Annotated in this window: 15 protein-coding genes; 5 read left to right on the top strand and 10 right to left on the bottom strand. The window is 61.5% G+C overall.

Going from position 1 to position 19,772, the window contains the following annotated elements; genetic code table 11:
* Window positions 1–210: 210 nt before the first annotated feature.
* A complete protein-coding gene (locus ACZY1F_RS02745) occupies window positions 211–930 on the bottom strand; it encodes a hypothetical protein (protein WP_463940130.1) in 720 nt (239 codons plus the stop codon).
* A 249-nt stretch (window positions 931–1,179) separates the two neighbouring features.
* Window positions 1,180–1,626 carry a hypothetical protein gene (locus tag ACZY1F_RS02740; RefSeq protein ID WP_463940129.1) on the bottom strand — a complete coding sequence of 149 codons (447 nt, stop codon included), beginning with the start codon at window positions 1,624–1,626 and terminating at the stop codon, window positions 1,180–1,182.
* An 885-nt stretch (window positions 1,627–2,511) separates the two neighbouring features.
* On the opposite strand from ACZY1F_RS02740, the gene ACZY1F_RS02735 reads away from it, so the two are divergent.
* Window positions 2,512–3,168: a hypothetical protein gene (locus ACZY1F_RS02735; protein WP_463940128.1), complete on the top strand. Its 657-nt coding sequence runs from the start codon at window positions 2,512–2,514 to the stop codon at window positions 3,166–3,168.
* 72 nt (window positions 3,169–3,240) lie between these two features.
* On the opposite strand, the gene ACZY1F_RS02730 is transcribed toward ACZY1F_RS02735, so the two are convergent.
* A complete protein-coding gene (locus tag ACZY1F_RS02730) occupies window positions 3,241–3,894 on the bottom strand; it encodes a hypothetical protein (protein WP_463940127.1) in 654 nt (217 codons plus the stop codon).
* Window positions 3,895–4,025: 131 nt separating this feature from the next.
* Window positions 4,026–4,682 (bottom strand): alpha/beta hydrolase, encoded by a 657-nt coding sequence (locus ACZY1F_RS02725; RefSeq protein ID WP_463940126.1) that lies wholly within the window; start codon window positions 4,680–4,682, stop codon window positions 4,026–4,028.
* 226 nt (window positions 4,683–4,908) lie between these two features.
* On the opposite strand from ACZY1F_RS02725, the gene ACZY1F_RS02720 reads away from it, so the two are divergent.
* Window positions 4,909–5,484, top strand: a complete 576-nt coding sequence (locus tag ACZY1F_RS02720) for a recombinase family protein (RefSeq protein WP_463940125.1) — start codon at window positions 4,909–4,911, stop codon at window positions 5,482–5,484.
* A gap of 170 nt (window positions 5,485–5,654) precedes the next feature.
* On the opposite strand, the gene ACZY1F_RS02715 is transcribed toward ACZY1F_RS02720, so the two are convergent.
* The 3 genes from ACZY1F_RS02715 to ACZY1F_RS02705 form a co-directional block, all read right to left on the bottom strand.
* Window positions 5,655–6,191: a hypothetical protein gene (locus tag ACZY1F_RS02715; RefSeq protein WP_463940124.1), complete on the bottom strand. Its 537-nt coding sequence runs from the start codon at window positions 6,189–6,191 to the stop codon at window positions 5,655–5,657.
* Window positions 6,188–11,887: an RHS repeat-associated core domain-containing protein gene (locus ACZY1F_RS02710; protein WP_463940123.1), complete on the bottom strand. Its 5,700-nt coding sequence runs from the start codon at window positions 11,885–11,887 to the stop codon at window positions 6,188–6,190. The genes ACZY1F_RS02715 and ACZY1F_RS02710 overlap by 4 nt, the downstream gene beginning before the upstream one ends.
* Window positions 11,888–12,409: 522 nt before the next feature.
* Entirely contained in the window at window positions 12,410–15,244 is a 2,835-nt protein-coding gene (locus tag ACZY1F_RS02705) for a LamG-like jellyroll fold domain-containing protein (protein WP_463940122.1), read from the bottom strand.
* 342 nt (window positions 15,245–15,586) lie between these two features.
* Between ACZY1F_RS02705 and ACZY1F_RS02700 the strand changes: the two genes are divergently transcribed.
* Window positions 15,587–15,838 carry a hypothetical protein gene (locus tag ACZY1F_RS02700; RefSeq protein WP_463940121.1) on the top strand — a complete coding sequence of 84 codons (252 nt, stop codon included), beginning with the start codon at window positions 15,587–15,589 and terminating at the stop codon, window positions 15,836–15,838.
* Window positions 15,839–16,615: 777 nt separating this feature from the next.
* Window positions 16,616–16,966, top strand: a complete 351-nt coding sequence (locus ACZY1F_RS02695) for a YciI family protein (RefSeq protein ID WP_463940120.1) — start codon at window positions 16,616–16,618, stop codon at window positions 16,964–16,966.
* Between the two features lie 128 nt (window positions 16,967–17,094).
* Here the strand turns inward: ACZY1F_RS02695 and ACZY1F_RS02690 are convergent, their stop codons facing one another.
* From ACZY1F_RS02690 to ACZY1F_RS02680, 3 genes are all read right to left on the bottom strand, one after another.
* Window positions 17,095–17,793, bottom strand: a complete 699-nt coding sequence (locus tag ACZY1F_RS02690; RefSeq protein ID WP_463940119.1) for a hypothetical protein — start codon at window positions 17,791–17,793, stop codon at window positions 17,095–17,097.
* Window positions 17,794–18,175: 382 nt separating this feature from the next.
* The gene (locus tag ACZY1F_RS02685) at window positions 18,176–18,487 is read right to left on the bottom strand and encodes a putative quinol monooxygenase (protein ID WP_463940118.1); all 312 of its coding nucleotides are present in this window, start codon (window positions 18,485–18,487) and stop codon (window positions 18,176–18,178) included.
* A 43-nt stretch (window positions 18,488–18,530) separates the two neighbouring features.
* Window positions 18,531–19,175 (bottom strand): TOBE domain-containing protein, encoded by a 645-nt coding sequence (locus ACZY1F_RS02680; protein WP_463940117.1) that lies wholly within the window; start codon window positions 19,173–19,175, stop codon window positions 18,531–18,533.
* Window positions 19,176–19,339: 164 nt separating this feature from the next.
* On the opposite strand from ACZY1F_RS02680, the gene ACZY1F_RS02675 reads away from it, so the two are divergent.
* Window positions 19,340–19,765: an ester cyclase gene (locus ACZY1F_RS02675; RefSeq protein WP_463940116.1), complete on the top strand. Its 426-nt coding sequence runs from the start codon at window positions 19,340–19,342 to the stop codon at window positions 19,763–19,765.
* The last annotated feature ends 7 nt before the right edge of the window (window positions 19,766–19,772 follow it).

The raw sequence follows: 19,772 nt of genomic DNA, 5'->3' as shown, positions 1-19,772 counted from the left end.
CACCCAACTCAGCGGTCGACGGCGGGACGTCCCGCCGTCGACCGTTCACCTTCCCGCCGCAGCAGCTGGGAGTTGCCCAACGCGGGGTCACTTGGCAATGCTATCTGCTTGCGGTGGGGCGAGTTCCAATTTTTAGATGGCCTGCGAATCAGCTGGTTGTTGTCGTTGCTGGGCACCTTCAGCAACGACAACAACCGCGGACCGATGAGGTTACTTGATCAGGTCTGCGGCTTGGTCCAGCATGGTTTCGATCTTGGACAAGTCGGAGTCGGCCACCTTGCTTCCAGCGGACTGGCTGATCAAGACCACGCCGCTCTTAACGGCCGTCACGACCAACTGATCCTGGGCACCTCCTGTACCGCCGATCGTGGTGCGGTAGGCAACAGCTCCGGGTGTTTTGGCGGATGTAGGTATGGCCTTTGTGCTGGCGTTAATCGTCTGCCCCATAACTGACATCTGAATCTCCGTGCAACCTGCCAGCTCGGTGGCCTTGTCCGCAGCCACGGCCTTCACTTTTTCCTCTGGTACGCCTGAAATTAGTGTCAGCAGTTGTGCGGAATCATTGTTCGAGCTGGCGGATGCACCGATGCTCAAAACGGCTCCTTCCTCGAACTGCACGCCACCCCCAGTGGCGAAGTCTGCACACACGGCCGGCTGTACTGTGCTGTTCGCAATAACAGACTGAACTTGTGCCATGGTGTCCGCCAGTCGGTCGTCTGGCATCACGAGGAGGCGGACGTCGTTGGAATCCCTTACGTCACCGATCATCTTTATCAGTTCAGCTTTGGGGTATGTTCGGTATGGAATCTCCGTCGGCGTGGGAGATGCAGGAACTGAAGCGTCCACCGAGGGTATTGGCCCACTACAGGCTGTGAGCCCCAAAACCAACAGTGCCGAGGCGCCAATTCCGCGCAGCGCGATCTTATTCATTTGTTTCCCCAAAAGTTCGAGTGATGGGCTGACGAGCGTCAGCCGAGACAAACATTACAAGACAGGTAGATGGCGGTTGTCGTCGTTGCGAGCTCTCTCCTGGATGGGCGACATTGCAGCCACCGAACCAGTACCCGGACAACTGAACCAAGCATCACGCAGTCCTCTGCGCTGACACGAGCACGAGATCATCCACATTGGAAAAATCCATGTCCGTAAGCCGGTCGATCACCGCACCCTTGGTGCCCGCTAGCCGAACCCCTTCCGGGACGCCTTGCGGTCAGGCCAGGTCCTCGAAGCTGTCCTCGCCTGGGCGCCAGACCATCCAAGCCCATCGGGGAATCCCATGAGTTCGGCGATCTCGACGAAGATTTCTTCTTTGGCAGGATGAATTACTATGGCACCCGTGTCGAGGTTAATGCGGATGCCTGTACCTGTGGCTTCGCTCGTCGAGGTCACTGTGCCGGGGGTCAATCTGCGTAGCGCGTCCGCGTAGCCAAGGTCCTGCTCATGCCAGGGACGATCGACAGTCTTGACGACGGGCCATACGTAGCAGTTCAGCGTGACAGGACCGGCAGCCGATGTTCCATCGAATCGCAACTGCACATAGTCGTTGAGTACGAACTCGACCGAATACATCCGGTCACCAACCAGCCGTGATAGCAGTTCGTTCGGAACGTAAGACTCTGTCCCCATGTCTATGTGACTCCCTCTCGTCGTTCCAACTATGGCGCAAACGGAGGCTACGTGCGGTATTGCCGCTAGATGCGCCCGTAAGCCGATCCTCATCCGCTACGGGTTGGAGTGATCTGCCCTTGGCGACCGGCGGTGTTTGACGACGGCCAACCCTACGATGTTGGCGGCCGCGAACCCAAACGTCATCACACTTAGGATGACGTTGAAGGTGATCCAGAACGGCGAAGTATGTTCAGTGACGAGGGCTAGGACTCCAAGGATGAGGCCAAGAAATACGCCGCTCAGGGAGGGGAAGGATCGCTTCTTTGAAGGTTCCTTACTCGACTTACCGTTCATGACGCGCTACACCCTCTCTGGCCATTCCAATCCAGCCTGTAGACATGAATGCTACGCCTCGCCTCATGGACCGTAACCCGCCCGTTCGACTGTGTGCACGGGGATTTATGCGTGCCGATATTAGCGAATTGATCAAGCAGATGACCCTAGCGAAGCAGATACGCAGCGAGCCATGTTTGTCACAGCGGCCCGTCCGCATTCCGTCCCGTTAGCCGGTCGATCACCGTGCCTGGGAATCCCACCGTCACGTTGTCAGTTTTCGAAGTTGACTGCACGAAATGTCCAAAGTCGTCTGCACGGCCACTACATGTCCGGAAGGGGAACCCTCTAAGGGAGAGTCCGCCGGCGCATCATCTCTGCCCTGACTGAGGGGCTGCCGAATCCGCAAGAAGGCTGTCCCCTGAGCGGACTCGTTTAGTAGGAACAGCGGGCGCGAACCATTGGCATATTGGCCCGCATAGTTCAGGATTTGAGGATCTGGACAGGACGCATCAGCAGGTTTCATTTGGCGTCTTGTCAGCGTTTTGTGCTTTGGGGAAGAAGAAGACGATGAGCGGGTTTGACGATCTCATGGCTGAATCGAACGACCGCTGGGCACAGGCTATAAGAAGAGCCCAGCGCATAGAAGACAACGGCCTGGGGGAGGCCGTGAAAACCTATTTCACGCGCTACTTCCCGTCGGGAATGTTCCTGGTCGCGGTTGGGACCGCGGTCGGAATCTTGGGTCTCCGTGGCACACTGTCGGACTGGCCGACAGATCTGGCGTTCGGGTTCGTCGTTGCGGTGTTGGGTGTCGTGGTTGGTGGGCTGCTCTATAACGCGAAGAAGGTGGTACCCGCGGCCAAGTCGGGGAGGGTCAACGTGCTGCTTTCCCTGGAAGGCGAGGAACAAAAGCAGGTCCGGCGTCAGATTGCAGGGAAGGCACCCATAGATTCGGAGCATCTCTCGGTGATCCGGGCCGCGGCGGTGCAACTGCGAAAGGGTCTTGCTACCCAACTCATCCTTGCACCGTTCTTTCCGCTCATGTTCTTTCCTCAAGCCATCAACTTCGCCTTGCGCGGTGACACACTTGCGGCGTGGCTGATGGTATTTGGCGTGGGAGTGATGGCCATGGGGTTTGGGCTCCTCGTCCGTGACTTCCGGCGCGCGGGCCGGTTCCTGACACGCACAGCCGAGCAGTCAGCCCCTGGCACCGCGCGGCTTTAAACGTTCCATAAGCCGATCCCTCACCGGGCAGGTTCGAGCACGACGGTTCGAATACTCTTCGGCGCGATCGAACTAGGGTTTGAGCTCGAAGTAGCCCATCTCAAGATCATGCTCGATCTGAGTACGAACGTTCGCGAGCACGTGCAGAAGGTCGTTGAAGTGGTAGACGACTGCCTGTAGCGCGGATTCGAGGCTCACGTTCTCTAGGCGGGCCAGACGATCGTCGTCCTCGTGCAGGGCAATCCCGTAGATGTAATCCATCGCGACCAGATCGCTGCCAAGCAATTTGCCGGGGCCCAATCCGTTGTCCATTTCGAGGCGGCCCGAGTGAAAGATCGGGCCTGACGCCCCGATGCGCGGGCCGATGACTACCTGCGCCACGTGCTGCTTCAAGGAGCGCCTAGCCTTCGCCTGCTCAGGTGTGAGGAGGCTCTGAAGCGCAGTGACGATTCCTGGCAGATAGCAGTCCTCGCCAGGAGTGAAGAACACACGGCACTCAACGATTGTCGAGTCCACCATTCGCTTGTCGAGCCGCTGGTCTTCGACCCCGGTAATGCGCCACGTGTCTTCGTCAAGCCGCTGCCATGTGAGTTCGAGTAGTGGAATGTGACCACCCGCGTCCCGCAGGGCAGTGATTGGCTCACCCAATCCGGGGCTCGAACGTCTGAGGAACTTTGAGAGCTTGCGGCGGGCGTGGTCTTGAACCCTCGGAGGTGCTGCGGCCATACTCGGACCCTACCGCGTGCATCAGCGAAACAAGACGCTGGCGAGCCGTGGGGCGTTGCTGCAGGTGGATCCCTGAACGGACGCACTTGTGGTTCGACCCACTGGTGTCTGGCGTTGGCCGGACGAGAGACCTATATCCCCAAGATTAGTTTGGCGAGCCACTTAGGTTGGCTGATGAAGGGTGAATGGCCAGAGTTCAAACTGACAGTGTTGGTGCATCGGCCGGCCATTCGTTCCTGAAGGAAAGGGCTAAGCGCTTTGTCCTGTTCGCAGTGAATATAGGTGCTCCCGATGGTTCCCCAAGCAATGCGGCTGGGAACCCCGCGCCCATGACCGAGTTGTTGAGGAACAAGGAGCGAGATGGCCCATGAACTGTCGGCTTGAGAGCAATCGTCGTACAAAACCTCGCGAGCCCGTCCCGGATGAATACTCGTCGACCCATCCTCGTTATTCCGGACGGCGTCGTTGACCAGTGCTGATGGCCCACCCAACATCGCGCCGCTTTCACCTGCTGCCGGAACGAACGCCGCAACATACAAGAGGTGTCTGACCCGCTCCAGGCCCGTGATTACAGATCCGCCGTACGAATGGCCAAGGACAACTGGCCTCACCAAACATCCATCGACTATCTCCTGTACGACTGCAGTGTCAGCAGCCAACGAGCCTCTGTGCAAACGAGGAACATGGACACTGGCGCCTTGACGGCGCAGATCGTCCGCTAACCGGTCGAAGTGGGCCGGCTGATGCCACAGTCCATGGACGAGGACGATCTCGGTCGGCTGTTTCATTCAGCCAGCCTACGTTTGGAGACGCAGTTTGCGGGAAGCATGAGAACGCAAGAGTCGGTCATTCACCCAAGCTGACAGGCCGCAATGTTGCGCCCGCAAGCCGGTCGATCACCGTGCTACCGAAACCCGGCGGCACAGCCCGCGCGGTTGCTGGCTTAGGCCATGTACGTAAGACCCGCACGATGATATGCACGGTGACGGGGGGATTACTGCAACCATGTTCCTTATGACTGGAATGAAGATCGGGTATGCCCGGGTCTCGACGAACGACCAGGACCTTACCGCCCAACGCAATGCCCTCTTTGCTCTGGGTGTAGAGGAGGCCCAGATCTTCGTCGATCACGGACTTACGGGAGCGAATCGGGTGCGCCCTGGGCTCCGTGAAGCGATGGCCGCGTGCAGGGCCGGCGATACGCTCGTGGTGACCAAGCTCGACCGGTTGGCGCGCTCCCTTTCTGATGCCAGGGACATAGCCGATGAGCTGACGGCCAAGGGGGTAGTGCTTAGTCTCGGGGGCAGCACGCACGACCCGACTGACCCGGTAGGCCGGCTGCTGTTCAACGTCCTGGGCATGGTGGCCGAGTTTGAGGCGGACCTGATCCGGATGCGCACCCGCGAGGGGATGGCGGTCGCCAAAGCGAAGGGGCGGTTGAAAGTCAAGCAGCCTAAATTGTCCAAGACGCAGCGGAAGCATCTTCTGACGCTGCACGACGCCGGCGAGCACACACAGGCTGAACTGGCGGAGCTGTTCCGGGTATCTCGGACGACGGTGTACCGCGAGCTCCAAAGGCGCACCATCTGAAGACCGCCGCCGGTCCCACTGCTAGGAACACCAATTTGCGCTGCCAAGAGAACGCACTAGGCACGGTATTTAGCGCTGCCAAAATGCCGCCACTTATCGCTGCGATTCACAGGTACTGCCGCGGCCCATTTAGCGCACGGTTATCGTCCCGCTTATGGCGCATCGGTGCCTCATTCCCAGTATTGCCTCATTCGCTTCCTGAACTCGAGATCCTGAAGCTGACTAAAGAAAACAAGAAGCGAGTCGGGCTGATAATCGGGGATGCCTTCTCGTATCTCACCCAGCGTGATCGAGAATGAGACACCGGAGCTAAAGGTGAATTCCATCCACCAGAGACTCTCCGGAACGCCAGTGTTGGCAGCATGCCAAAGGGTTCTGACGTCACTCAACTCCTGTCCTATAAAACGAGTCCAGTGCGGTGCTTCCGTGACGTCCAAATGTGATAGCTGTCTCCGCGGAAGATTGCTGCGACTTAGCTCCAGTCCCTCGACGAGGCCGGCCATGGCCCATGAAATTTTCAGATGACCGATTTCGGAAAAAAACAGGACAATGTCCATATCAACTTCATCGATGAGGGCAAACTCGTTTTCATCCGTCCCGATCCCAAGCTCTGGGAAGACGTAGGTAACGTGGCTGAGCCGCGCCCCTTTCAAGGAATCGAGGAGCCGTTCAATTTCAGGAGAGTCATCTGCGATGGCTGGTTTCAAGGCATTCCTCCATAGAGTCCAAAGTAGGCAAATGAGCCGTCAGGGCCAAACGTTGCCCCGATCCCTTGTGTCCCGGTGATCCGGATTCCGCCCGTCTGCCGACCAGATGTCACACGGCTCAACACTCCGGAGGGATCCGTCAGAATATCATCAAGGAGGTCCTGACCGGTCCTGTTCATCAGCTTTCCAGGCACTTCTGGCAATTCGCCTCGACCCGCATGTTTCTGATACTCACGACCCGCTCGTGATAGTCCTCCCTTGGCTAGTTTTTTCCCAGCAGCGGAGAGTTGATCCAAAGAGAATGGGTCATCGTCGCCGGGGTCTGCGAATCCTGTCGTGGTGGATGGGCCTCCTGTTCCTCGTCCTCCGCCAGTGCCTGCAGCGGTTAGTGCGTTGTTGGCGTTGCCGATGGCTTGGGTTGCGGCTTCGGAGGCCCTTTTTGCGGCGGCGGCTGCTGCAAAGTTGTAGACAGGGGCAGAGTTGGAGTTCGCGCCCAAACTTCGGAGGGTTGATGAGTAGCCGTAGCCGGGCAGAGACTGTTGTGCTGAGACCCCGCTTGCGTAGGAGCTGGAACCGGCGGACGTTGAGACTAATGAACGGTCAAATTGAAGGTGCCCGTTGGCGGCCGATACAGCAGGACCGGACGGCCAAGTGACGTTGGCCCATTCACGCTGCTGGTAGTTGGCAATTTGCTGCGGGCTAAGCCCGGGACTTGCGGCAGTTCCTACACCGATCATGACCAAGTAAGCTGCTGCTCCGAGGCCCAGCAACGTGAGTCCACCGGCGCTGGCAGTCCCAGCGGCCACTCTTCCCGGCGCGCACACGGTTGGTTGAGAACAAGCCTGGCTGTAAAGCCCTGTTGGATCGCTGTTGTTGATTGGGTCTGATTCAGCATAGGTGTAGGGGCTGAATTGGTTGGGAGTAGACGTATTCAGAACCGGGTCTGGTGCAGTGAAGATACCTAGGACTGGGTCGAGGTCTCTTGCTCCGAGGTGCGTCAGTGCGCTTGCAGTGTCGGCGAGGCCGGCTATGTAGCCGTTTGTGGCGCCGAATCCGGTGGAGTTGGCGGCGTTGGTTCCAAGGCCTCTTGCCGCGGTTGGGGCAGTGGCGTATGCGCCGGATCCGGTGGCGGCCTGGGTCGGTCCGCGGGCAAGCCCGTATGGGTCGGTGTAGCGGGTCTGGGTCGTGACCAGGGTTGCCCCTGCGGTGGGCTGGACGATGGTCTGGGCTGTATCGACGCTGTCGCTGAGGAGGAACATCAGTTTCACTGCCCCGTTGGCTGCCGTTCGTTGAGCGACTGTTTTGCCGGTGTATGTGTAGGTGCGTGTTGCTGTCTTGACGCCTGTGGTGGTTGCGTGGGCGGTGACAGTGCCGATGACTGCCGTGGTTCCGCTGCCGTCGATGAGCGCGGCGAGGTTCCCGGTTGCGTCGTAGTAGCGGGTGCCGGTGCTTCCGGCTGTTCCGGTGGCGGGGGCGGGTGGGGTGCCGGCGGTTGCTGAGGGGTTGGGGTTCGTTTTGAGGTTGGATGTTCCGGCGGTGCTCGCGATGCGGCCGTCGAGGGTGTAGTTCACGGTTTCCCCGGCCCGGCCGGTCATTCGCCCGTCGGCGTCCCAGGTGAAGGACGAGGTGGTTGCCGTGCCGGTGGAAGGGGTGGAGGTCATGCTTTGGAGGCGGTGGGCCCCTGGTTGTCCCGCGGCAGGGTAGGTGTAGTTCTCGGTGGAGGCGAGTGTTCCAGCGGCGGCGAATCGTTTGACCCGGGAGCGGTCTCCTGCAGCGGTGTAGGTGTAGGTCTGGGCGTAGGGGGCCGGCCCGCCAAGTCCTGGTACGGATGTGGCGGTCGGGGCGGGGACTGTGGAGCAGTTTTTGGCTGAAGGTGTCCAGACTGCGGCGAGGCGGGAAGCATAATCGTAGTTGTAGCACTGGTAGTCGACGGGCGCTCCGGGGCGGTTTGCGTAGGAGAGTTCCCTCGCGGAGAGCTTGCCTGAGGGTTTGTAGGTGTAGTTGGTCGTGCCGAGGTCCGCGGTGACGCCCTTGGCTGTATTCGTTGCTGACTGGTTGGCCAGCCGTCCCGTGGTGGCGTCCCAGGAGAAGTAGGACTGGGTCAGCCCGGTCGTATCGACGGTGCTGCTCATGACGTTCCGGTCGTACTGCTGGAACGTCGCGATCTGGTCGAGGTGGTTGTACTGGGTAGCGCCGGCAATGGTGTCGGCGGTCGACGTTGCGATCGATGAGGGGTTCTCAAAGGAGTCGTACCCGAAGTAGAGCGTTTCTGCGGGGAGTCCACCGACGGCGGGGTTGACCTGGGCGCTGATATTGCCGGTTTTGGTGTAGGTGCGGGTGGTGGTGTACGTCCCTGCGTAGCCGGTGACCGCCGCGGGCAGCGTCACCGTGGTGGTCCTGGGTAGGTAGGCGGCGTTGTACCCGGAGACGGCGGTGGTGACGGCCTGGTCATAATTGGCACCGTTATAGCGTGTGGCGCTACTGGGTAGGCCTTTTTTCTCCCCGTCGTACGTCGTGGTCTCCAGGGTCCGGGCGGCTCCGCCGGCGGGTGTCACGGTGGTGCTTGTTTCGCGGTTGAGCGCGTCATAGACGTATTTGGTGACGACTCCCAGGGCGTCCTTGGTGGAGGCAACGCGACCGCTGGCGTCGTAGGTGGTGGCGAGGATGCCAGTGTCGGGGTCCGTGGCCGAGGTTTGGCGTCCGGCGGCGTCGAAGGACCAGGACCACTGATTGCCGGCATTATCGGTCATCGAGGTCATCTGACCGAACGTGTCGTATCCGTAACTGGTGGTGTCAGGTGTGCCGGTCGCTGTCGGGCCTCGGTAGAGCAGGCGGTTGGTGACGTTGCCTTCGGTGTTGACGATGGTTCGGGTAGCGGCATCGGTGCCGGTGCCGCTCACGGTTGCGGTGTCGGCGCCGGTGTACGCGATTTGGGTTGACCAGAGAGTCTGGTTGTCCATGGCGAGGGCCGTGACGGAGGTGACCCGGCCGGCTCCGTCATAGTCGTACTGATTCGATGACGCGACGGCGAGGTTCGGGACCATGAGGACGCCGTCGGGCTCGGCGAAGAAGTAGTAATCGTTGTTGACGAGCCTCTTGGCACCGGTGGTGTTGTAGTACGTGTCGGTGGCGATGGTGCCGCCGCCGGGGGACATCCTTTGTGTTTGCCGTATCCGGCCGAGGCCGTCGTAGATTTCGTAGCTGCCCATAGCTTCACCGGCACCGTTGATGCTGGTGCGGAGAACGTGAGAGGGCGCCGTTTGGGACACGGTGTAGGACGTGGCCTGCGTCGGGACCGCGTTGGTTGCCTGGGGGCGCATGGGATCCCAGACCCCTGTGATGCGGCCGGAGGCGTCGTACTGGTAGCTGGTGACGTTGGCGTTTTCATCCGTGCTGGTGACCTTGTTGCCGCGGATGGCTTCCATGGCGGTCGTAGTGGTCCAGCCCAGCGGGTTGGTGGTGGTGACGGACGTCGCCAGGCCGGTGGCGGGCGTGTAGGCCACGGAGCTTGTCCGGGCGGTGCCGGTGCTGTTGTCGGTGGAGCTGACGGGTCGCCCGAGGGGATCGTAGGAGGTTGAGGGCCCTGTTTGCCAGGTCGCTACCGTGACGCCGGTGACGGCGGTGGCGGCGTCGGTGCGTGCAGTGTTGCCCAGGGTTGGTGCCTGATAGCCGGTTGATCCCGGGAGTGCGCTGGTTGAGGCGTCGTAGAGTGTCCGGGTGGCCTCGCGGATGTTTCCGGCTGGTGCGCCGGTGCTGGTGCAGGGGCCGGCGAAGGTGCTCGTGGTGGCCGGGAACGCCAGCAGATTCTTTCCAGTGTTGTCCGCGTATGCGGTGACCGTGCACGTGCCCGGGGACCCGCCGGTTTCTCCGGAGTCAGAGACGGCGGTGATCCGGCCCAGCGCGTCGAAGTAGTTCGTGCTGGAGGTCGTTCGGGTTCCGCCGGTGATGCTACTGGCCAGGACCTTCTTCTGTGTTTTGGTCCCGATATGGCGTGCCTGTGCCGCTGTCGTCCCGGCGCTGCCAGTCGCCGTCGGGGTGGACGCCCAGGGCACGGTGATCGCGGTGGTGAGCCGGGCCCCGGTTTCGCCCAGGAATTTTTGGGTTTCCACGGTTGAGCCGGCCAGCCAGGGTGAATCCGTGATCGCTGTTCCGTCAGTGAGCGTAACCGTGGCGGCGGTGACTCCGCCGCTGCTGTTTGAGGGTGTTCCGTCGAGGCCTCGAAGGTAGGTAGCGACCGTGGACGGGTTTTGTCCGGCGGCGGCGTTCCCGGCGATTGTTTTGACATTGGACCACCCGGCCATGACGGACCAGCTCAGCTGGGATCCTCCGGCCCCTGCCACATACTTGGGACCCGCGTATTTCCATGCGGGTGTGCCCTGGTATTCGTAGCGGGTGAGCATGTCCGGGCTCCCGGCGCCTCCGGGGCCTGCGAGTGTGGCCACGGACGTGACGGGGTAGACATGGAAGTAGTCCATGCGTGCCGGCTGCGCGATGGGTGTCGTCGGGGCCCACCATTGCGGGAAACAACGCTTCGTGTTTGTCTGCGGCGATGCCGGAAGGTTGCTGGGCGAACATTCGGGCGCCTGGTACGTTACGGCGATCGTGGCCCCGGTGATGTTTTTGATGGACGAAATCCGGTACCGGTTTAGCGGGGCCAGGCCGTCTGCGACCCAGACACGGTTTTGCAGGGTCTGCCCGGAGAAAACCACGCGAGGGTCCGTAATCGTACCGCCGACCCCGGTTGCCGTGTTGGTACCTCGGTGCTCAATGGATCCGAGCCAGAGGGCAGGCTTGGTTAGGTCGCCGGGGTTCGGCATCGAGTGGTTCAGCGTCCATACGTCGGCATCCTGGTATGCCGTGGAACTCGTTGCGGTTCGGGTGGTGAGGCTCAGCAGGCGCTGGTCCGAGTAGAACGTCGGGGAGTAGACCGTGCAGGTACCTGTGGATTGGCAGGCGAGGCCTGTGGGGATGTCGTTTCCGGCTGCACAATCGACTCCGGTGCATCGTCCGGTGTAGGCGAGATCGATACGCAGCGGCGCGGCAGCGGCCAGCTCGGTGCCGGTGCGCATGCCGTAGTCAACCCGGGCCAGGCGGCTGGCCCGTACATAGCTGAGCCGGGCACCTGTACCGGCCTGGGCCGCGTAGTGGTTGCTGTCCTGGGTGTAGTAAAAGGCCTGGGAGTTACCGTGCACGTCCAGGACGTGGTCGAGGTTCCAGGCGTAGGCCTGCTGGCAGAGGGACGCGGCAAACGTCGCCGCAGCACAGGGCTGGGACGGGCCCGCGGCACCTACCGGTACCGTGTCCGTTGAGTTTGTTGTGGGCTTTCCTGCTGCCCAGCCGGGGAGCCGGTTCCGGCCGAAGAAGTACTGGGTGCCGGAGGTATCGGTGAGTTTCCAGTAGCCGCCGTCGTAGGTGCCGTTGGATCCGGCCGCCTTGAGGTATTCGACTTTGGTGTTGTCGTCATTTTGCAGCCGGAAGGTGCCGCTGGCGGCGTCCTTGATGACAGCCCCGGAGCGCCCGCCGAAGGAAATGCTGAACTGCTGGCCGCTGGGGGAGCCGCAGAGGTCATAGGAGCCGGAAACCCCTTGGTCCATGCAGGGAACAAATTTTTGGGTGATCGATCCGATACCGGCAAGTGACCAGCCGTCGCCGACGACCGAGGCCTGGTTATTCGTCGCGCTCGTGAGCCCGTCCACGGAGGATGAATCGTAGGCAAGGGCCAACGAAGGGGAGGGGCCCGCGGGAGCTTGCCGTGCATTGAGCGGGTAGCTCCAGGTGAACGAGCCTGTTTGTCCTGCGACACCCCAGGCCCCGGACGAGGCCCCGGGGAGACCGGTAAAAATCTCCGGATCCTTTGTCATTGGCCGGGACCGGAGCCATCGGAACTGACCCGAACGCAGCCGTTCGAACGAGGAGGTCGCTACTGCTGGTTGCCTTCGAGAGGGCTCCGGTGAGGGCCGCCGGACCCGTTCCTTCGATCGTGCCCTGCGTGGTCGAAGGATTAGGACCATCCAGGAACGGGACGGGGGCGGAGGGTCCTGGCTTACCGGACCAGGGCGTTACCTGCACAGCCTTTACTGTCTCCGCACGCGGAGGGGTCCACTCGGCAGAGGGAGAGACGGCGATCGCAAACAGCCCGGCCGCCGAGGTAGCCACTACAGCAGCGAGCGACAGTGTCAGGTACTTGTAGCCGGAGAACCCGGACTTGAACCCAGTGTTCATTTGAGGACTCCCACGGTGTCGTTGAAGTTGCTTTGGGCGAGGTTGAACTGGACCGGGGTGAGTACTCCCTGGGTCATGACGGGATTCAGGATCTGGCCTTTGAACTGGCCGGCTCCGGCCGCACCCGCGGCCCCGAGGAGTACCGGCTGGGTGGTCGGGGAGGCGATATGGCTGGCCGCGGACGTGGCAGTGGTCCATATCCCGGCGTAGCCGTCGCCGGTGACGGTGATGCGCAGCTGCCGGTTGATCTTGTCGTAGACACCGGAGATGAAGTTCCAGGTATTGGCCGTCAGCGCCGGAAGGCGTTGCACGGATTCCAGGCCTGCGCCGTTGGTTGCTGTCCAGGTGGCGAATTCGACGGCCCCGTTTGTGCCGATCCGGAACGCGCCACCTGGTGAGCCGGTGCCGGCCATTTGGGTGATCAGGGACTGGATCCCCGAGCCGGCAGGTGTTGAGGGGCAGAACCAGCCCGAGAGACTGAAGCTCTGTGCGGTGTTGACGGCGGCAGTGGCACCGGTGGTGGCGTACTGCCCGGCGGTGCTGAATTGCAGTACTTTCGCTGTTTCCAGGACGTCGGAGTCCGGCGCCAGTCCGCCTTGGCATGAGCTGGCTACGGGGACGTGGTTGCGGACCTCGATGTCGACCGTTGTCGCTCCGCCCTGAAGGGTGATGGGCAGAACGACCGCGGGATCGGCCGCTGTGTGGCCGACGGTGAAGTCATACGAAACCGGGGTGCTGTTCACTTGCTGGTTGACGTTCCCGGCATAGTCGAAGGACCAGACAGTCAGTCGGGACATCGATTCAACGGACCCTATGGTGATCGGGGCGGTTCGGCCCCCGGCAGGGCAGACCACCACAAAGGCCCCCGTCCTGGCGCCACAACTGACAGTTCCCGGGAACGACGGTGTTGTGTTGGCATTGGTCAGGGCATACACAAAACCCTTTGAGGCGTACGGGCCGTTGTTGTTCAACGTGAAGTTGTAGCTCTTTGCGCCCACCACACCTGCAGCGTCGTGATGTGCGGCATCGAAGGCTGCCGGTGCGGCAATGACCGGCGGGGCCGGGGCCGTTGTATCCACGGTGAAGTTGAACGCCATGGTTCCGGAGCTCTGGCCCTGCTGGTCTTTGGTGTAGGCCTGGATCTGGTAGTTTCCGTCCGCAAGGACCCCGCCCTGCCAGCTCGGGTAACTCACAGACCCAGGGATCGTCAGCGGCGTCGTAGTGGTGAACATAATCTGTCCAGCGCTGTTGCGGACAGTCATCCACAACTGCAGCGTGCCGCCCACGTCCCCATCGTCATCGCCGGCACCGACCGTGTATATCGGTTGGCGGAATCGGGTCACGTAGGTGTTGGGTGTACCGCCGGTCCACTCCGCACCGTTGATGTTCCAGAGATAAGGGGTAAAGGGAGGGATGTCGTAGGTGACGAGCATCGAGGCGTCGTTTGCAAAGCGCTTCCACCCCAAGGGATCACCCTCGTTTCCCGAGCGCAAAGAGACAGTCAGCATGGGAACTGAGGTGATGTAATTCTGTGCCGCCATCAAATCGAAGCTCAGCGTCCCCGCCGGGCAGGAGGCCGAGTATCCTGCGGCCGCAAGCCGTCCGTCAGTTTTGTCCACGAGTCCGGGCTGGTTGTTCCACGTAGTCGACGGAGATACGCCCCCGGTAACCCATGAATCGACCCAGGTTGGGGTGCAGGATGAGGACCAGATTTCGGTGGTGTTCATCCTGGCGGCCAGGATGATTTTGCCGGACATCGGGGCGGTCGCGAACTGGTAGAACCCTCGGGTGGTGTGGGAGACGCCGTCCGGTGCCCAGGCAGCGGGCAGGTACCCGACGTTGACGGTAGTGGCGGACCATTGTCCGTTCCAGTAGGACGTGTCGGGGTAGGCGGTGTCTACGAAGAGGTAGGAGGCCCGGACCACGCCCCAGTCGGGATCGACGTACAGGGGGTACTTCAGGTTGGGTGTTTTGAGGATCTCTTCCATGCCGAAAACCTGGGTCTGTTTGCCGTTTTCTGTTCCGAGGGACAGAGCAAATGACCTGGCGAGCCCGGAACCGCCGGGGTCTGCGGCGGAAGCGCCGGTTTGGGAGGAGTCCCACCACTGTCCCTCGGCGGTGCGGAGCTCGGCTTTTCCGGTGTCCGTGCCTACCGCTGAGAGGCCCTGGGCGCCGTTGTCCTGAATGGTGGTGTTCTGGGCATCGAGCAGGATCCGCATCTGCACGACGCGGGGATCCTTGGCCGCCTCAGCAGTGGCGATGCGCAGGACCTGGGAAACGCCGGTCTTATGGACCCTTTGAATCAGGTCCACGCCCGGGAGGACCGACGGGTACGTGGCAGTGTCACCCTGGACCTGTGGCTCCGGCAGCGCCCCGAACGGCCAGGTCTGCTTGATCGAGTGACCCCGATGATCATCAAGGGTGGCCATGGTTGCAGAACCCTTGGTCCCCAGAGTCAGGGCAACGGGGGCCATCTTGGGGGAGAGGACCTGCTGACCGGCCTGCCCGGTCCGCACCAGATCAGTGGAAATATCAGCCCACGCATCACCAGTCTTCATCCGGACCGGCTCGTTGTTCACCGTCCGGGTGAACGTCCCGTCCGGGTGGGCTACGGTCAACTCGGTCGGAGTGGTCGCCGACTCAACGACCACGTCAGCGCCGCCGGCGGTTGCGGCTTTCCGGGCGCTTCTTTCCGCAGAGGTGTCATCTTCCACCGCAACGCCCGGTTGAGGCAGGTCATCAGCCCACGCTACGGTCGGTGGCGCGACCAGGGCCAGGGCAAGAATAAGACCAAAAAACGCGCGCGAAGGCGCGGCAAAGAGAGCTCCCACGAAACAACTTTCAGCAAGAAGGAAAGCGTGCGGGTTCCCCAAGAGCCGTTCCCCATACACGGACTATCTGAAAGAAAGCTACACGCCACCTGCGTATTTACGCAATCGATTTGGTCTGTTCCGTGCTATGTGGCATCAGAATGCACCAACGACAAACATTTCCATCGGCTGAATCAGTTCGCTTGCGAGTGCCCGCGACGAATGATGCTTCTTCTGATCCAAGTCTCTTCTGTTCGGCTCCATTGCTGGGGTGACATTTGTTTTCGGCGCCGAGTGCATTGGTATTCCGATTCGCCCTATAGAGTTCACCCTTCAAGCCACAGCAACCTTAGGGACACACTGATGACCGCAGACAGCGAGCAGATCATCTCATCGCAGCATCATCAGGCCATCGGTCTGAAATACCGGAAGAACTCCATAATCTTTGGGGTGATAGGGGTATTCATATTTGGCATCGCTTTCGGAGCGTTTGCCTTTATCACCGCCCGCAAAGCGGAAGCGGAGGGTGTGAAAGCTACCGCCGGGAAAGTCCTGGGCATCCTGGCTTTCATCGCGGGGATCATCACCACGATAGTCTTCTTGAAGACCCGGTAGCCAAAAGGCGCCTAAGTGCAGGACTTTCAGTGAAAGTGCCTGATCGGCCTTGCCCTTCGCGTCAGCACTATGGTTGAACCCGGCATCCGCAGCCTCGTTCCGAACGGCCGTCCCAGGGCGACGGAGCCTGAAGGTTCTGGACCTCGTCCAGAAGCTGCGCTGCGCAGGAGTTTCGATTTCGTTGCGAGGATCACCAGCACTCGGCTCTGAAGCAACGCCTGCACACGAGGGAGCTCCGCGGAAAAATGGCTCCGGGCGACGCCTGGGCCAGCCAGCACCGAAACCGCGCTGGCTGGCCATTGTCGCTTCTAAACCCGGTCGCCTTCTGGTCAATCGTTGTTCCACTCTGACCCCGCAGCCCTAGCCAGGCAGGACGCCATAGCCGATGGATAGTTCCCGTCGAGTGCTGGAATACCGAGCTGATGCAGGGACTTCGGCCGGCCTGGGGAAGACGACACAATGTTGTCTACGACGCATGAGACCAGGCCGTACCGAATGAAGTAGCTGTGACCGGTAATTTTGGCGGGAGTTTTGAGATAACTTACGGGACGGTCAGGTTACGCGTGATTGCGCAGATCCAGAGCCGTGGGGGAGTGTCCTACCGAGGCTGTCCCACAACCAAGGAAACGGGAAACCCCTCAGACCGAGCGGACAGGTCAGCCGGGAACAGGAATGCTACTCCCGGTGCGGTGAACGGCCGGATATACATACTTCCGGTAGCATCCCTTCCTTGGGACAAAAACTGACGACCCTTGGCTATCAGCCTGAGAGGAACGCATGCCCGAATTCGCTGTACTGATCTACGCAAACGACTCCTTGCACGCACCTAACGCCACGAAAGAGGAGCTCAAGGAGTGCGATGAGCACTTCGACTCTCTCGTCGCCACCGGTCGCATGCACATCGCGTATGCCCTCACGCCGCGGGACCATGCGCGCACGATAAGAGCGGCCGGCCCCGCAGATGGCCCTTATGCCGCGGGTGGTGACGTCGTCGCCGGGTTCTACATCCTGAACGCGACGGATATCGACGAAGCGCTAGACCTGGCCCGAAAAGATCCGTCCATCCTCACCGGCGGTGGAGTGGAGGTCCGTCCTGTGCACAGCGGCGGAGTCGTCGCCCATACCTGAGGGAACGCTGTCGAAATCCACCCATGCCGTTCGTTGCAAAGGTGACTTGGCCGCAAGAACCGCGGGGGGAGTGTCCCAATGGGAGGTCCCGTTTCCAAGGAAATGGGACGTTCTAGTTGTCGCGGTGCTCACGCATCGATGGCCCCCTCCAGCAGAATGCGTGGGTTGTGCAAGCGCACGTGACCGGCGATCTGCGGCGCAAGACGGGTGAAGGATGCAGGACCGGTCGGGAGTGTGAGATTGAGGTTCGCACTGCGACCGTCTGTGAGTTCCACGAGGATCAAGCGGGTGCCGTCGCGCATCCCGAGCCCGAGGCCTGCCGTGCCGTCGAGACCTTTCTTGGTCGCCTGCCCGACTCGATAACCGATGTCGAGATTCGCAAGGCCGCTGGATCGCCTCGCCGGCGGCGCCCAAGTCTTGAGCTTGATCGATTCGATGTCGCTCCAGGCGATGGGGCTGTGGCTGTCGATGGCACCTGCTCCGTCGCCGCCCACCAGCACGAGACCGGTGATCCCTACGGGATCGAGCGAGAGCAGCGGATCGGCCTGTCTCGACCACCGTAGGATGCGCGTGAGGATCTCGGCGCAACTCACGAGCGCCACGAGCGCCACGAGAATGAACAAGATGCCGAAAGCGATGCCGATGAACCCGCCTGCAGCCTCCATCTGCATGAGGCTGGCCACGATCATCCAGACGCCGAACGTGGCGAGTCCGATCATGATCAGCGTGGCTGCCCCGAAACCGGCCAGCTGCCGGGCTGCTCGCCCCGGGTCATATCGGACTGTCAGCGCCAGCGGCGTCGCGGGTGGATAGGTGTTGGCAGACATCGACTACTTCCCCTTGACGATGTCGAGGCCTTCGCCGGTGAGGATCAGGGAAAGAAGTGCCCTTACATCAAGGTCATCTTCGATGACCAGGCAAGTGCCGCGTGAATTCATGTGCTCCCCCAAAAGCCGATTCTTCCGCCCGAGTCTACCGGCGGTTTTGCGACGACGGTGCTGGGGAATCAATCTTCTGAGAGCGCGTCCATCATTTGGGTTGACTATCGTCTGAGGGAGACAAGAAGGCCCGCCAAGTCCTGGTACTGAGGTGGCGGTCGGGGCGGGGACTGTGGAGCAGTTTTTGGCCGAACGTGTCCGAAGTCAAAACGGAAACGGACGACGGCGGGAGGTTCCGCCGTCGTCCGCTTCTTGCCAGTATCGGTACTGCTTAGAGTGCGCCTTGGTGGGAGGTCCCGGCGGCGATCGGCACCAGCCGGGTGACCTCCACGGGTTCCGCCAGGAGCCCCACGAGCGAAGCGTTGAGCCGCTTGACGGGATCCCCCGCGCCGTGGGCGTCGAGCAGTTCGGCACTTTCCCATTTTTCAATCATCATGATCTGGCCATTGGGTGATTCATGGATGGCGTACAGCAGGCAGCCCGGTTCTTCGTGCACCTCGGCGATGGCTGGCGAGAGTGCGGCGACCACCTGGTCATAGGTGCCGTCCTTGGGGGTGAATGCTGCGGTGACAATGATGGTCATGGTGTTTTTCCTTGTAGCTGATATGGGATCAGGGCGGCGCAGGTCAGCCGCGCACTGGCAGCATCCCGGCATCGGAGACCTGGTGGGATGATGCCAGGTTCGCGCCGGTCCCGCTGTCGAAGTAGCTGGCCATTCTGGCCTCGAGGGCTATGCTGCACGGATCTCCTGCCATCAGGCGGGTTTGCCCCGTCTGGCGGATCCAGACAAGGTCATCGTCGTTGAGCTCCCACATTTTCAGACCGAGCGCCGGGTCGGGCTGGACCCCGATCAGGGTGTCCGCACCGAGGTCTTCGATGCGCCGGACAGTTCCCGCCAAACCAGTGCCGTCGACGTCGGGCGAGACCGTGAGGTGCTCCGGTCGCAGGCCCAGGGTCACAGCGCCGGTACCGAGGCGGAGCCCTTCGGGTGCCGGGAGCCGCACGCCTCCGAGTGAGGGCCGCCCGTCGGCAACGTCAGCGCTCATGACGTTCATGGGCGGGCTGCCGATGAAGCGGGCCACATACGTGTTGGCGGGGCGGGTGTAGATCTCCTGCGGTGTGGCGTGCTGCTGCACAATGCCATTGTGGAGAATGACGATCTGCGTGGCCATGGTCATGGCCTCAACCTGGTCGTGCGTGACGTAGACGAACGTCTTCCCGGTCAGCCTGTGGAGCCGGACGATTTCGCCGCCGCGCTTCGGCCCGGCCACCTGGACCGCACTCCGGCGTTTACTCGAACCGCACTGAAGCTCTGCCGGCGTGACCTACCACGGCCAGCCCAGCGGGCTTAGACTGGCCTCCCACCGGACACTTGATTGCCCGCAAAGATGAGCCGGTCCGAGTACGAACTCCGTGTACAAATGGAAGGACGGCCGTGGAATCTGACGACAACAAAACGCTCGTGCGGCGCTTCTACGCCGAGATAGACGCCGGGAATATCGATGCGATGGATGATCTGGTGGCTGAAGACTACCTTGACCATAATCCGCCATTTCCCGGGCTGCCGGCCGGACGGGAAGGCCTGAAACAGGCCTTCCGTATATTCCGGACGGCGACGCCGGGCACCCACGAAATTCAGGACCAAGTCGCCGAAGGGGACAAAGTGGTCACCAGGCTGACGGCGACGGGTCACCACGAGGGTGAACTCCCCGGACCGCTGCCTCCCACAGGCGCCGAACTCCGAGAGACCGCGGTGGCGATCCACCGCGTCCACAACGGAAAGATCGTCGAGCACTGGTCGGACCGCGACGACCTCGGCCTGATGCGCCAGCTCGGTGTGATCCAGATGCCCGAAGGCTAGCTCCCGG

It is taken from the genome of Pseudarthrobacter xylosi (assembly GCF_055412765.1).
This window is presented reverse-complemented; position numbering and strand designations above follow the sequence as displayed.

What these genes read in the sequence shown, in the direction of transcription:
- ACZY1F_RS02690 (WP_463940119.1), bottom strand. Translation starts at nt 17,793, where the DNA reads ATGTCTGCCAACACCTATCCACCCGCGACGCCGCTGGCGCTGACAGTC.
- ACZY1F_RS02730 (WP_463940127.1), bottom strand. Translation starts at nt 3,894, where the DNA reads ATGGCCGCAGCACCTCCGAGGGTTCAAGACCACGCCCGCCGCAAGCTC.
- ACZY1F_RS02725 (WP_463940126.1), bottom strand. Translation starts at nt 4,682, where the DNA reads ATGAAACAGCCGACCGAGATCGTCCTCGTCCATGGACTGTGGCATCAG.
- ACZY1F_RS02735 (WP_463940128.1), top strand. Translation starts at nt 2,512, where the DNA reads ATGAGCGGGTTTGACGATCTCATGGCTGAATCGAACGACCGCTGGGCA.
- ACZY1F_RS02700 (WP_463940121.1), top strand. Translation starts at nt 15,587, where the DNA reads ATGACCGCAGACAGCGAGCAGATCATCTCATCGCAGCATCATCAGGCC.
- ACZY1F_RS02740 (WP_463940129.1), bottom strand. Translation starts at nt 1,626, where the DNA reads ATGGGGACAGAGTCTTACGTTCCGAACGAACTGCTATCACGGCTGGTT.
- ACZY1F_RS02695 (WP_463940120.1), top strand. Translation starts at nt 16,616, where the DNA reads ATGCCCGAATTCGCTGTACTGATCTACGCAAACGACTCCTTGCACGCA.
- ACZY1F_RS02685 (WP_463940118.1), bottom strand. Translation starts at nt 18,487, where the DNA reads ATGACCATCATTGTCACCGCAGCATTCACCCCCAAGGACGGCACCTAT.
- ACZY1F_RS02745 (WP_463940130.1), bottom strand. Translation starts at nt 930, where the DNA reads ATGAATAAGATCGCGCTGCGCGGAATTGGCGCCTCGGCACTGTTGGTT.
- ACZY1F_RS02720 (WP_463940125.1), top strand. Translation starts at nt 4,909, where the DNA reads ATGACTGGAATGAAGATCGGGTATGCCCGGGTCTCGACGAACGACCAG.